Genomic DNA, 12,429 nt, shown 5'->3' with positions numbered 1-12,429 from the left:
GACCCCTCCCGGCAGAGCCAGGCGCCGGGTCGCTAACGGCCCTGGAGGGCCTTGACGTTGTCGCCGAAGGTCCAGCCCTTCGAGCCGTCCCAGTTGGCGGACCAGGTCATCAGGCCTTTGAGCGCTCCGTTGTAGTGCCGCCACGCCTGTGCGACCGCCGACGGTGCCAGGTAGCCGCCGCCCGCGCCCGGCTGGGCGGGGAGGCCGGGCACCTGCTTGTCGTACGGCACCCGGACGGTCGTGCCCTGCACGACGAGACCGCGGGCGAGGCAGTCGGTCTGGGCGACGAATCCGGTGACGGTGCCGGCGGAGTACGAGTCGCCCGAGCAGCCGTACATGCTGCCGTTGTAGTACTGCATGTTGAGCCACCACAGGCGCCCGTTGTCCGCGTACTTCTTGACGATGGGCAGGTACGCGCCCCAGATCGAGCCGTAGGCGACGCTGCCGCCGGTGACGTACGCCGTCTCCGGTGCCATGGTCAGGCCGAAGCCGGCGGGCATGCGGGCGAGCACCTGGTCGACGATGTGGACGAGGTTGGCCTGCGAGGTGGAGAGGGTGGTGATGCTGCCGCTGCCGACCAGGCCGGTCTCGATGTCGATGTCGATCCCGTCGAAGTTGTACTTCTTCAGGATCGGCACGACGGTCTCGACGAACCGGTCGGCGACGGCGCGGGAGCTGAGGTCGATCCCGGCGGCGGCTCCCCCGATGGACATCAGGATGGTGGCGCCGGCGGCCTTGGCCCGGCACATCTCGGCCGGGGTGGCCACGCGGACGGTGCTGTCCATGCCGTCCTCCCAGAGCACCGTGCCGTCCGAACGGATCACGGGAAAGGCGGCGTTGACGACGTTGTAACCGTGGGCGGCGAAGCGCGGGTCGTCGATGGGCGCCCACCCGAACGGCGGGTGGACACCGTTCGCCGCGCCGTCCCAGTTCTCCCAGTAGCCCTGGAGGACCTTTCCGGCGGGCTTCGGCTTGAGGGCGCAGGTCTCCGCGTCGGCGGCGGGCGCGGCGGCCGCCGCGGGGGCGGTGAGAACGGTGGCGGCGAGCAGGGTGGCGAGGGCGCTTCCGAGGACCTTGGCGATGCGATGGCCGGGCATGCGTGCTCCTTGGGACGTGGGGGTGACCCTGGGCATGGCGTGCGACGCTCACGCAGACCGTAGATTGGTCCATACCTTTCGTCAACCACCCTCACGCATCACTCGGTTGACGCCCTCCGGCCCACTCGCCGCATCCCTCAGCCCTGGCCCGCGCCCCGCGTCGCGGGCTCCACCAGGGCGAGGGCCGGGCACCGCAGCCGGTGCGCCACGAAGGACCGCGCCTTGGGCACCGGTTCGTCGGTGCCGCCGTTCCAGACGCGGCCGCCCGGGTCGGCGTACCACCGGTGACCGACGGGCACGAGGTGCGCCGGGTACGTCTCGGCGTCCTCGAACAGGACGTACGCGCCGTAGTACGTGGCCCTCCGCTCGCCCACGTGCCCGCAGCGCGGACACGCCGGTCGCGCGGGCGGCGCGGGGCCGTCCGCGCCTTCCTCCAGGGCCTGCGCCCGGTCCACCGCCTCCCAGACAGGAGCGTTGTCGACCGGCACGTGTACAGCGTCGAGTTCCCCCATAAGGTGAGGGTCGACGTCCCCGACGGGCTCCGGCGAGGCGGGATTCGGGCGCGATACGCGGTGGCCGGCGGTACGCGCGAGGCCGTGCGCCGCCCCCTGAGTCGCACGCCCACCCGCACAGTCCCACCCGTCACGGCCGAACCGGCACCTCGCGGCCGCAACCGCGACCGGCGAAGGGACGTCCATGAGAGGCATGAGCACAGAGTCCGGCAGCGGTCCGGCGGAGCGCGGGGCGGTCGCGGAGAGCGTGGGTGGCTGCCTGCTGCCCGCGGTCGGTGCCCTCGGCGGGCTCCTCGTGTGGGCGCCGCGGGCCGCCTTCAGCATCGACGGCGGCTTCGAGGCCCATGCGCGCGACCTGAGCGTCGTCTTCGTCGACCTCCCGCTCATCCTGCTCGGCGCGACCGTGCTGCCCCTGGTCGCCTCGGCACTGGCGCTGCGGCGCACCCGCCGGCCGTGGGTCGCCGCCCTCGCCGCGCTCGCGGTGCTCGCCCTGTTCCTCTCGGGAGTGCTCGCCGTCTGGCACCCTCGGCAAGCACCCGATCCGGGTTACGGCCCCGGCATCTAGGACGGCACCGGGGAAGAGGCCCGGCGGGGGAGGGCCCTGGGGTCGGCGAGCGGTATCCGCATCCGGCCGTGAACCGTCGGCCGTCACCCGTCTCCGGTCGTGGCGCGCAAGCGGTCCAACTCGGTCCGGATCTCCTCGCGGAGCACGTCATGCCGTGGGGCGAGCCCGGAGCGGTCGTCGGTCCACCGGTCGCGGGGGTACCGCCAGACGGGCCCGCCGGCCAACTCGGCCGGCTCCCACGCGTAGCGCGGCCAGACGTGGGCGTGCAGGAACGGGTCCGTGTTGCCCAGGATCTCCAGGTTCACCCGGCGGAAGGCCGGGTCCAGACGGAGGCAGGCCCGTTCGACCGCTTCCGCGAGGCAGTCCATGTCCGAAAGGAACGACAGCCGCCTGCGCCGGGGCATGTCCGACAGGCGCGAGACGCCGGGGTCGTCGACGAGGAGGACCGAGTAGCCCGGCAGGAACTGCACGTCGCCGATCACCGCGAAGCCCGAGGACATGCGCCGGAGCACGGTCGGGTTCTCGCCTCGCAGGGCGGTTCCGATGCGGTCGGTTCGCCAGTCGTGCGTCATGGCGTGACGCTATCGCCCGCGCCGCCCCTGTCGGTGCTCAGGCCGTCGGGCCGCCCGGGACGACCAGGCCGGTTTCGTAGGCCAGGACGACGGCCTGGGCGCGGCTGTCCAGGTTGAGTTTGCTCATGGTGCGGTTGAGGTGGGTCTTGACGGTCGCCTCGCCGATGTAGAGCTGTCGGGCGATCTCCGTGTTCGACAGGCCTCGGGCGGTCAGGCGAAGGACCTCGCATTCGCGGGCGGTGAGGACGTCGAGGTCGGTCGTCTGGGCCGGGGCGGGGTCGGTGTCGGCGTTGGTGGTGACGTAGGCCTCGATGAGGCGGCGGGTGACGCTCGGGGCGAAGAGCAGGTCGCCGTGGGCCACCGCCGTGACCGCGTCGATGAGGCGTTGCGGGCCGGTGTCCTTGAGGAGGAAGCCGGAGGCGCCCGCGCGCAGCGCCGCGTAGACGTACTCGTCGAGGTCGAAGGTGGTGAGGACGAGGATCCGCGGTGGCGGGGCGTCGGAGTCGTCGGCCGCGGCCTCGGCGAGGATGCGCTCGGTCGCCGCGGTGCCGTCCATGCCGGGCATGCGGATGTCCATGAGGATCACGTCGGGCCGGACGCGGGCCGCGCAGCCGACCGCCGACTCGCCGTCGGCGGCCTCCCCGACGACCTCGATGCCCGGGGCCGCCCGGAGGAGCGCGACGAGGCCGGCCCGGATCAGGTCCTGGTCGTCCACCACGAGCACTCTGGTCATGCCGGCGGCGGGCTCCCCCACCGTTCGGAGCTCTCGCTGGTGACGGGCAGTCTCAGGCACACGCGGAATCCCCCCTCGGCCCGAGGGCCGGCGTCCACTGTTCCGCCGTAGAGCCTGGCGCGTTCCCGCATGCCGATCAAGCCGTGTCCTGGGCTTGCCGGAAGCTTGGCCGGATCCTGCTGTTCGGGACGGCCGTCGTCGGTGACGGTGACGCGCAGTTCGCCGGGGCGGTACTCCACGAGCACGGCGGCCCGGGCCGGTCGGGCGTGCTTGAGGACGTTCGTGAGTGCTTCCTGCACCACCCGGTACGCGCAGAGTTCGGTGCCGGGCGGCAGGGGCCGCAGGGCGCCCGTGGTGGTCAGGTCGACGGGGACGCCCGCCGCCCGGACGCGTTCCGCCACGTCCGTGAGGCCGGCCAGGCCGGGCATGGGGGCGTACCAGGCGCCCGCGTCGTCGCCGCCGTCCGGCGTCCCTCCCGTCGCGGGCGCCTCGGAGCGGAGGAGGGTGAGGATGCGGCGCAGTTCCCGCAGTCCTTCCTGGCTGGTCCGCGCGATGGTGTCCAGGGCCGCGCGGGCCGTGTCCGGCTCGGACCGGAAGACGTAACCGGCCATGCCCGCCTGCACGTTGATCACCGACATGTGGTGGGCGACGACGTCGTGGAGCTCGCGGGCGATGCGGCGCTGTTCCTCGGCCACCGCCCGCCTGGCCCGCTCCTCCTGCGCCAGGCGCAGCTGTGCGGTGAGCAGGGCGAGTTGCCGGTTCCGCCGGGCGAGCCGGCGGGCGCTGTTGCCGAACACCCAGACGACGGCCGGGACCGCCAGGGCCTGGATCACGGCGACGGCGACGCCGAGTTCGGGGGCGGTCAGGCCGCTGTAGAGGATGACGAGGGCGACGAGGGAGGCGGCCGCCGCGGTCGTCCGGGGCGGCCGCTGGGCGGCGACGCCGTACAGGGAGATCGCCGGTCCCCAGAAGTTCAAGGAGGGCTGGTACCCGGCGGCCAGGTAGCAGGCGAACGCCAGGCAGGAGGCGAGGAGCGCGCCGACCGGCGCGACCCTGCGCAGCGCCAGCGGAAGCCCGACCAGCGCGCTCAGCACGTACGCGGGTGCGTCGAACGGCGGCCAGCCGGCCGGGTGGTACTGGTGGCCGACCGCGGCCGCGGCCACCACCAGGCCCACGGCCAGCGTCGCGTCGACGAGCCGGGGATCCACGCCGCGGAACCACACCGCCCACAGGGCCCTGATGCGCATCGCGCGATGCTATGTGCCCGCCGGGCGGGAGATCGTCATACCAGAGGAGCAGTTCACGCCGGAGCGCGCTGCCGCGGGGGTTTACCCACGGTCTCCACTCCGTGGTGGACGCCCCCGCCGGGGTCGCCGCGCGATGGTGGTCGGGCTTCGGCGCCTGCCGCACAGCACGGTATGCGCCACATCCCACCCTTCGACCACACAGGGGGAACTCATGAGGATCGGAAAGCGGACCGGCGTCCTGGTGTCGACGGCCACCCTGCTGCTCGGCTTCGGCGGCGCGGCGGCGGCCCAGGCCGCTCCGGCTCCCGCTCCGGCGGCGGCCCTGGCCTGCAGCACGAGCAACGCCACCTCCCCGAGGACGGCGAGCGTCGACGGCATCTACATCGAGCTGCGGTACAGCACGTCCAGCCGCTGTGCCTGGGGCCGGATCACCCACGCCGACCCGGGCGACAAGGTCTGGGTGGACCGCTCCAGCAACGGCGGCACGTCCTGGGACGGCCCGCTGGGCATGACCACCGTCAGCACCGGCTCGGACACCCACACCCCGGCGTACAACGACGCCGGCTACAAGATGCGGGCGTGCGCCTGGAACGACACCACGGGCAACATCCGCTGCACCGGCTGGTACTGATCCGGCCATGACGGCCGCCCTCCGAAACGGGGGGAGGGCGGCCGTCGCCCGGGTCCGGGAATAGCGTCGCGGTGCCCTCCGGTTGGCGTGTGACGGGAGGTCAGCCATGGCACTTGAAGGTGTGTACGAGCCGAGCCCGACGAAGTGGGTAAGGGACCAGGTCGAGTTGTACGAGTCGTCCGGCGGCACCAAGGGGACGACCCTCCGGGGACTGCCCGTCGTCCTCGTGACCAGCGTCGGCGCGAAGAGCGGCAAGCTCCGCAAGACGCCGCTCATGCGGGTGGAGCACGAGGGGGCGTACGCGCTCGTCGCGTCGAACGGGGGCGCGGTGAGGCACCCGGTCTGGTACCACAACCTGGTGGCGTCACCACGGGTCGAGCTGCGGGACGGCCCGAAGGTGTGGGACATGAAGGCCCGCATCGTCACCGGCGAGGAGCGGCGGGCATGGTGGGAGCGGGCCGTCGCCGCGTTCCCCGACTACGCCGACTACCAGCACAGGACCGAACGGGAGATCCCGCTCTTCGTCGTGGAGCCGGTCGACTAGGGCGTAGCAGTGGTGCGGCCTGGCCGTGCGAACCGACGAACTCGCCGTCGCCTGCCAGGCCGCAGCCACCTCGCCGCCGTCCTCATCCGGGGGCGACGACGACCAGGGACAGGGCAGCCTAGGAATCGGACGGCTTGGGGACAACTTCCCGCAGGCGGTCGAGGAGAACCCTGGCCGCCGGGCTCGAAGGGCCGCCGGCCTGCCAGGCCAGCACGATGCGGGCAGGCAAAGGGGCCGTCGTGCTGGTTGTCGATGACCGCCGGCAGCGCGGCGGGGGTCGGGGAGGCCGGCGGTCCGCCCGTCCTCCTCCGAGGCGAGGGCACAAAGCGGGCACTCTAGCAGGACCAGGGTCATGGTGGCGCGGAATTGGCTACTCTCCACACCTGTGCGCATGCGTACGGTAGTCATGGGCCAGGGAGGGAATCACCTTGGTCTTCAGTCTGAGTCGTCGCCGTAAGTCGGTGCCCGTGAGCGGCGCCTGCCCGTACGCGCACGCGCATGTGCCCCCGCCCGGGCCCGTCCCTCCGCCGGCTGTCCTCTCCGACCCTTCGGCGTCGGTGCGGCAGGAGGCGGAGCGGTTCATCCGGCAGTTCCATCACGAGCAGGCGCACGCGGGCGACGTGGAGCGGCGGATGCGTGAGGTGGCGGCCGAGATCGACCGGACCGGGACCTACGCGCACTCCCCCGCCGAGCTCGCGTTCGGAGCGCGCGTGGCCTGGCGCAACGCGGCGCGATGCATCGGCAGGCTCTACTGGCGCAGTCTGGTGGTGCGGGATCTGCGGCATGTCACGGCACCCGACGACATCGCCGAGAAGTGCTTCGAGCATCTGCGGCTGGCCGGCAACGGGGGCCGGATCCGTCCGGTGATCTCGGTGTTCGCTCCGGACCGGCCGGGCCGGCCCGGGCCGCGGATCGTGAACGACCAGCTGGTCCGCTATGCCGGGCACCGTACGGAGGCGGGCCGCTGGGTCGGTGATCCGCGCAGCGCTTCGCTGACCGCCGGCGCCCGCGAGCTCGGGTGGAAGCGGGACGAAGAGGCCTTCCAGGTGCTGCCGTTGATGGTGCGTGAGCGGCCCGGCACCCGGCCGCAGTGGTTCGAACTGCCGGACGACGCCGTGCGGGAGGTGCCGCTGCGGCACCCGGCCCACGCGTGGTTCGCCGCACTGGGGCTGCGCTGGTACGCGGTGCCGGCGATCAGCGACATGGTGCTGGAGATCGGCGGGGTGCGGTATCCGGCGGCGCCGTTCAACGGCTGGTACATGGGGACCGAGATAGGCGCGCGGAATCTCGCCGACGCCGAGCGCTACGACCTGCTCCCGGTGGTGGCCGACCGCCTCGGCCTGGACCGTTCCTCGGAGCGGACGCTGTGGCGGGACCGGGCGATGGTCGAGCTGAACGTGGCGGTGCTGCACTCCTTCCAGCAGGCGGGGGTGACGATGGCGGACCACCACACCGAGTCGGAGCGGTTCCTGCGGCACATCGCGCAGGAGAGCCGGCACGGCAGGCCCACCCCGGCCGACTGGAGCTGGATCGTTCCGCCGGTCTCCGGATCCGCGACGCCGGTCTTCCACCGGTACTACGACCCGGTGGACCCGTCACTGCGGCCGGCCTTCCTCGCGCGGGAGTCCTGGGACACGGTCTAGGTGCCCCGGGAGCCGTTCCCGGAGCCGGCAGCGCCGAGGCGCCCCCGGAGTCCCAGCCGTAGGGCTCGAACGGGCCGGGGCCCGGCGCCGGTGGCGCCGGGCCCCGGCCCCTGGAGGGTCACGCCTTGGGGGTGTAGCCCGCGGGGCGGGTGGTGAAGGTGGCGCGGCCCTGGGTGCGGCTGCGCAGGTGGGTCGCGTAGCCGAAGAGGGCCGCCAGCGGGACGGTGGCGGTCAGGACCGCCGTGCCCCCGTGCGTGGTGGAGTCGGTGATCCGCGCGCGACGGGCCGTCAGGTCGCCGAGGACGGTGCCGACGGCGGTCTCGGGTGCCGTGACGGTGACCTCGGCGACCGGTTCGAGCAGGGTCGTGCCGGCCTTCCGGAGCGCCTCGCGCAGGGCGAGGCGGCCCGCCGCACGGAAGGCGAGTTCCGAGGAGTCCTTCACATGCGTGGCCCCGTCCGTGAGGGTGACGCGGACACCGGTGACCGGGTGGCCGCCGAGCGGTCCTTCGAGCAGGGCGTCGCGGCAGCCGGCCTCGACCGCGCGGACGAACTCCTGCGGCACGCGGCCGCCCGTCACGGCGGACCGGAAGGCGAAGGCCCCGGCTCCGCCACGCGGGGTGTCGCCGTCGCACGTGGCCCCTTCCTCCCGTACGGCCTCTCCTTCCTCCAGCGGTGCCACGTCGAGGACGACGACCGCGAACTGGCCGGCGCCGCCGTCCTGCTTGACGTGCCGGTACGTCAGACCGGTCACCGTCCCGGCGGGCGTCTCCCGGTAGGCGACACCGGGCCGGCCGACCGTGACGTCGAGCTCCTGGGCGCGGCGCAGTTTCTCCACGGCCACCTCCAGGTGGAGCTCGCCCAGACCGGACAGCACGGTCTGACCGGACTCGGGGTCGGTCCGTACCGTCAGCGACGGGTCCTCCTCGGTGAGGCGGGCCAGGGCGGTGGCGAGACGTTCGGTGTCACGGCCGCTCCGGGCCTCGACCGCCACCGAGACCACCGGGGTGGTGGAGACGGGCGGTTCGAGGAGCACGGGTGCGCCGGGTGCGCACAGGGTGGCGCCGGTGCGGGCCGTCTTCGGGCCCACGACGGCGACGATGTCGCCGGCGACGGCCAGGTCGGCCTCGGTGGTGCGGTCGGCCTGGACCCGCAGGATGCGGGCGATCCGTTCGGTGCGTCCCGCGGTGGTGTCGAGCACGGTGTCCCCCTTCCGTAGGGTTCCGGTGTAGAGGCGGAGGTAGGTCATGCGGCCGGTCGACGTCGTCGTCACCTTGAAGGCCAGCGCGGTGAGCGGCGCGTCCGGGTCGGCCGGGTGCTCGCCGCGTACCGGAGGCACGTCCACGGGGGCGGGCAGGTAGGCGACGACGGCGTCGAGCAGCGGCTCCACCCCTCGGTTGCGGTAGGCGGAGCCGCAGAGCACGACCACGGCCTCGCGGGAGAGGGTCAGGTCGCGCAGCGCGGCCACCAGGGTGTCCTCGCCGAGCGCGTCCTTCGCGCAGAACTCCTCCAGGGCGGCGGGGTGCAGTTCCGCGACGGTCTCCTCCAGGGCTCGTCGTCGGCGTACGGCCTCGTCGCGCAGTTCCTCGGGTACGGGACCGAGTTCGTACGTGCCGGAGCCGGCCGGCCAGGTGGCGGCCCGCATGCGGACGAGGTCGACGACGCCGGTGAAGGCGTCCTCGCGTCCGATGGGCAGCTGCACCGGCAGCGGCACGGTGCCGAGGCGGGTGCGGATGCTGTCCACGGCGGTGTCGAGGTCGGCGCCCGCCCGGTCGAGCTTGTTGACGAAGGCGATGCGCGGGACGCCGTGCCGGTCGGCCTGGCGCCACACGGACTCGCTCTGCGGCTCGACGCCCGCGACGGCGTCGAAGACGGCGACGGCGCCGTCCAGGACGCGCAGCGCGCGTTCGACCTCGTCGGCGAAGTCGACGTGCCCCGGCGTGTCGATCAGGTTGAGCCGGTGGCCGTCCCAGTCGCAGCTGACGGCGGCGCTGAAGATGGTGATGCCGCGGTCGCGTTCCTGGGGGTCGAAGTCGGTGACGGTGGTGCCGTCGTGGACCTCGCCCCGCTTGTGGGTGGCGCCGGTGAGGTAGAGGAAGCGCTCGGTGAGCGTCGTCTTGCCGGCGTCGACGTGGGCCAGGATGCCGAGGTTGCGGATGGTGTGACGGTGACGCATGGTGCTTCTCGATTCGCGTGCGATGCGGACGCAGGGCAGCGCGATTCCCGTGACGACGGGGGTACGGAGCCGAGGGGCGTACGGCCTCTCTCGTCGCGGGTCAGCGGTGACGGCCGCGCAGCCGGCACCGGAGCGACGAAGAGGCCAGGATCACGTCGTACCGGGCGCGGGAGACGACCGTGGCGGCGGACGCGGGAGTGGTCGCACGCATGGTCGTCTCCCTTCGGTGATCTGGATCGTCCCGCCGGGACTTCCCCGGCTCGTCGGTTCGGCTGGAGTCTAGGCACCGGCGGGCGGGGCGGAACACCGATTTATCGCCGGGTCACGGGTAGTTCACGAGATAGGCGACGTTGCCGGCCGCGTTCGAGGGCCCTCCTCGGTCGTTGACGACGTGTCGGATGGTTCCGGTGCCGCCGAGGGAGACGGTGACCATGCTGCGGAAGCGGACGTCGGGGCGGTTGGGGGCCTCGATGGCGTGTTCGGCGGTGACGGCGGGGTTGACGTTGAAGTAGCAGTAGCTGCCGAGCCCGTAGGCCTGGTGGCTGGTGACGGAGTCGGCGACCTTGTAGGCGGCGTAGCCCTGGGTGGCGCCGTTCATCCAGGCGGCCTGGGTGGGCGGGTCGTACGGCATCTCGTTCTGGTAGAAGAACGTGCGGCCGCGGTTGCCGTTCCAGACGGTCTGGTGCTTCTGGTAGTGCTCGACGAACAGGCCGTACATGGTCACGTCGTCGCCGTTGACGACGAGTCCGGTGTCGGCGGTGTTGGTGGTCCAGCCGACGCCGCTGCCGTGGTCGGCGCGCCAGATCCACATGTGGTCGCCGATGACGTGGTCGCTGTTGACGACCAGGCTGGTCGTGGCCTTGCCGACGCCGGCGCCGCCGATGCGGAAGTACACGTCGTGGAGCGAGCTGGGGTTCGTCGCGTGGGAGGCGGACGAGCCGGCGGGACCGAGCTCCAGGAGGGTCGGCGAGTTGACGGTGCCGGCGTCGAAGAGCAGGCCCGCGATCTTCACTCCGTCGACGTCGGCGACGGTCATGGCGGTGATGCCGTTGTCGGGGACGAGGGTGGCGAGGCCGAGACCGAGGATCACGGTGTCGGGGCGGGTGACCCGGAGGGTCTGGTCCAGGTGGTAGACGCCGGGGGTGACGAGGAGGTCCTTGCCCGCGGCGAGGGCGGTGTTGATCTGGGCGGCCGTCGCGCCGGGCTTCACGATGTGAAAGCGGTCGATGCCGAGCGCGGTCCCGGCGGGAGTGCCGCCCGCTGTCCAGCTCGCTCCGCTGGAGTCGGTGCGGACGGCGGGCACGATCACCTGGTAGGCGCCGTGGGCGTCCACGGTGAGGTACGGCTTCTCGCGGACGACCGGGGCGCGGTCGACCGTGGTGTACGGCGGGGCGGGGAAGGTCGTGCCGGGGACGCCCTGGCTGCCGACGAAGACCATGTTCCAGTTCGAGCCGGTCCAGCTGCCGAGCTGGGAGTTACGGGTGAGCCACTGCTGCTGGCTGCCGGAGCGGACCTGGCCGTCGATCCTGGTGTCGGCCATGAAGCCGCCGCTGGACCATCCGCCGTCGCTCAGCTCCAGGTTGCCGCGCACGTGCATGCGGCGGTACGCGGAGGCCTGGGAGACGGCCCAGCGGTCGGTGCCGCCGGTGGGGTTGACGGAGAGGTTCTCGGCGCCGCGCCAGAAGTTCTGGGTGGCGTTCTGCGGCGGGAACCAGTCGGCCTCGACGTGCACGGCGCCGTTGATCGTCACCGCGTCGGGCGACTGGCCGAGGCCGAGGACCTGGGTGTAGAAGCCGACGTTGACGTCGTTGGCGTAGGTGCCCGGCTTGAACAGGACGGCGTAACGTTCCTGCCCGAACTGGTTGGTCTCCTGGCGCTGGAAGAGGGTGTTGAGCCGGCCCTGGATCGTCGAGGAGGGCATGGACGGGTCGAGGACGACGACGTTGGGCCCGAGGTCCACGTCGCCGGGCGAGGTGGCGACCGGGGTCACCTGGAAGCGCTGGGCGGCGGTGCCGTTGCAGGTGTACTGGACGAGCTGCACGCTGTCCGCGGTGGAGGCGGCGGGCACGTCGAGGCACTTGCCGCTGTTGCGGTTGACGAAACGGTAGGCGCCTGCCCCGTCGTCGACGGCCTGCCACTGCTGGTTGAGGCCGCCGCCGTACGTCCAGAGGTGGACGGGGGCGTTGTCGGCGGTCGACACGTCGCTGACGTCGACGACCTGGGCGGAGTCGTTGCGGTTGCCGATCCTGACGTAGCCGTCGGAGCCGGCGGTGACGCTCCACTGCTGGGCCGTGGTCCCGTTGCAGGTGTACTGCTGGACGACGGTGCCGTTGGCCGTCGCGGCGGCGCGGGCGTCGAGGCACTTGCCGCTGCCGGCGTTGACGACGGTGACCCAGCCGGAGGGCGGCGCGGCGGCGGCCGGGGCCGCCGGTCCGGCGACCGCGGAGCCGGGTGAGAAGGCGACCAGGGCGGAGCCGCCCAGGGCGCCGGCGGCGGCGAGGACGGTGCCGAGGCGAGGGCGATGACGACGGAGCGAGCGGGGCGGGTGCGTGGGCATGCGGCTCCTCGTGGGGCTTGCCGTGTGGGGGGCGTGCCGTGCGAGCTGGGGGGCGACACGGCGCATGTTCACGCACGTGAACACCACCCAGCCTCCTGGCCGGCGAATCTAAAGGTCTGAACCAGACACGTCAAGACTGCGCGTTCAGACCATGA

General features: G+C 72.7%; 11 protein-coding genes. 4 read left to right on the top strand and 7 right to left on the bottom strand.

All coding sequences use genetic code 11. The annotated features are described in order from the left end of the window. Positions 1-32: 32 nt before the first annotated feature. Together ACIGXE_RS07925 and ACIGXE_RS07920 are read right to left on the bottom strand one after the other, a co-directional pair. A complete protein-coding gene (locus tag ACIGXE_RS07925; protein WP_399744631.1) occupies positions 33-1,097 on the bottom strand; it encodes a chitinase in 1,065 nt (354 codons plus the stop codon). Between the two features lie 137 nt (positions 1,098-1,234). Next, a complete protein-coding gene (locus ACIGXE_RS07920; RefSeq protein WP_399744629.1) occupies positions 1,235-1,585 on the bottom strand; it encodes a DUF6083 domain-containing protein in 351 nt (116 codons plus the stop codon). A 217-nt stretch (positions 1,586-1,802) separates the two neighbouring features. On the opposite strand from ACIGXE_RS07920, the gene ACIGXE_RS07915 reads away from it, so the two are divergent. Further along, positions 1,803-2,174 carry a hypothetical protein gene (locus ACIGXE_RS07915; protein ID WP_399744628.1) on the top strand — a complete coding sequence of 124 codons (372 nt, stop codon included), beginning with the start codon at positions 1,803-1,805 and terminating at the stop codon, positions 2,172-2,174. Between the two features lie 83 nt (positions 2,175-2,257). Here the strand turns inward: ACIGXE_RS07915 and ACIGXE_RS07910 are convergent, their stop codons facing one another. The 3 genes from ACIGXE_RS07910 to ACIGXE_RS07900 are packed head-to-tail and all read right to left on the bottom strand — an operon-like array spanning position 2,258 to position 4,726. Further along, positions 2,258-2,746, bottom strand: coding sequence for a diadenosine tetraphosphate hydrolase (locus ACIGXE_RS07910; RefSeq protein WP_399744626.1), 489 nt, complete (start codon positions 2,744-2,746; stop codon positions 2,258-2,260). 37 nt (positions 2,747-2,783) lie between these two features. After that, entirely contained in the window at positions 2,784-3,479 is a 696-nt protein-coding gene (locus ACIGXE_RS07905) for a response regulator (RefSeq protein WP_399744624.1), read from the bottom strand. Beyond that, positions 3,476-4,726, bottom strand: a complete 1,251-nt coding sequence (locus ACIGXE_RS07900) for a sensor histidine kinase (protein ID WP_399744622.1) — start codon at positions 4,724-4,726, stop codon at positions 3,476-3,478. Before ACIGXE_RS07900 ends, ACIGXE_RS07905 begins: the two co-directional genes overlap by 4 nt. Before the next feature lie 211 nt (positions 4,727-4,937). Between ACIGXE_RS07900 and ACIGXE_RS07895 the strand changes: the two genes are divergently transcribed. The 3 genes from ACIGXE_RS07895 (at position 4,938) to ACIGXE_RS07885 (ending at position 7,544) form a co-directional block, all read left to right on the top strand. Further along, positions 4,938-5,357, top strand: coding sequence for a DUF2690 domain-containing protein (locus ACIGXE_RS07895; RefSeq protein ID WP_399744620.1), 420 nt, complete (start codon positions 4,938-4,940; stop codon positions 5,355-5,357). Between the two features lie 106 nt (positions 5,358-5,463). Beyond that, positions 5,464-5,901, top strand: a complete 438-nt coding sequence (locus ACIGXE_RS07890) for a nitroreductase family deazaflavin-dependent oxidoreductase (protein ID WP_399744618.1) — start codon at positions 5,464-5,466, stop codon at positions 5,899-5,901. 557 nt (positions 5,902-6,458) lie between these two features. After that, on the top strand, positions 6,459-7,544 hold the full coding sequence (locus ACIGXE_RS07885; RefSeq protein WP_399744616.1) for a nitric oxide synthase oxygenase: 1,086 nt from the start codon (positions 6,459-6,461) through the stop codon (positions 7,542-7,544). 118 nt (positions 7,545-7,662) lie between these two features. On the opposite strand, the gene fusA is transcribed toward ACIGXE_RS07885, so the two are convergent. Further along, positions 7,663-9,717 carry an elongation factor G gene (gene fusA, locus ACIGXE_RS07880; RefSeq protein WP_399744614.1) on the bottom strand — a complete coding sequence of 685 codons (2,055 nt, stop codon included), beginning with the start codon at positions 9,715-9,717 and terminating at the stop codon, positions 7,663-7,665. A gap of 322 nt (positions 9,718-10,039) precedes the next feature. Beyond that, positions 10,040-12,274 (bottom strand): RICIN domain-containing protein, encoded by a 2,235-nt coding sequence (locus ACIGXE_RS07875; RefSeq protein WP_399744612.1) that lies wholly within the window; start codon positions 12,272-12,274, stop codon positions 10,040-10,042. Positions 12,275-12,429 lie beyond the last annotated feature (155 nt).

The sequence above is a fragment of the Streptomyces sp. NPDC053431 genome (genome assembly GCF_044544925.1).
GTDB lineage: Bacteria > Actinomycetota > Actinomycetes > Streptomycetales > Streptomycetaceae > Streptomyces.
Note: the sequence above shows the minus strand (reverse complement) of the source record. Positions and strands in the feature narration are given on the sequence as shown.

What these genes read in the sequence shown, in the direction of transcription:
- ACIGXE_RS07925 (WP_399744631.1), bottom strand. Translation starts at nt 1,097, where the DNA reads ATGCCCGGCCATCGCATCGCCAAGGTCCTCGGAAGCGCCCTCGCCACC.
- ACIGXE_RS07915 (WP_399744628.1), top strand. Translation starts at nt 1,803, where the DNA reads ATGAGCACAGAGTCCGGCAGCGGTCCGGCGGAGCGCGGGGCGGTCGCG.
- ACIGXE_RS07910 (WP_399744626.1), bottom strand. Translation starts at nt 2,746, where the DNA reads ATGACGCACGACTGGCGAACCGACCGCATCGGAACCGCCCTGCGAGGC.
- ACIGXE_RS07905 (WP_399744624.1), bottom strand. Translation starts at nt 3,479, where the DNA reads ATGACCAGAGTGCTCGTGGTGGACGACCAGGACCTGATCCGGGCCGGC.
- ACIGXE_RS07900 (WP_399744622.1), bottom strand. Translation starts at nt 4,726, where the DNA reads ATGCGCATCAGGGCCCTGTGGGCGGTGTGGTTCCGCGGCGTGGATCCC.
- ACIGXE_RS07895 (WP_399744620.1), top strand. Translation starts at nt 4,938, where the DNA reads ATGAGGATCGGAAAGCGGACCGGCGTCCTGGTGTCGACGGCCACCCTG.
- ACIGXE_RS07890 (WP_399744618.1), top strand. Translation starts at nt 5,464, where the DNA reads ATGGCACTTGAAGGTGTGTACGAGCCGAGCCCGACGAAGTGGGTAAGG.
- fusA (WP_399744614.1), bottom strand. Translation starts at nt 9,717, where the DNA reads ATGCGTCACCGTCACACCATCCGCAACCTCGGCATCCTGGCCCACGTC.
- ACIGXE_RS07875 (WP_399744612.1), bottom strand. Translation starts at nt 12,274, where the DNA reads ATGCCCACGCACCCGCCCCGCTCGCTCCGTCGTCATCGCCCTCGCCTC.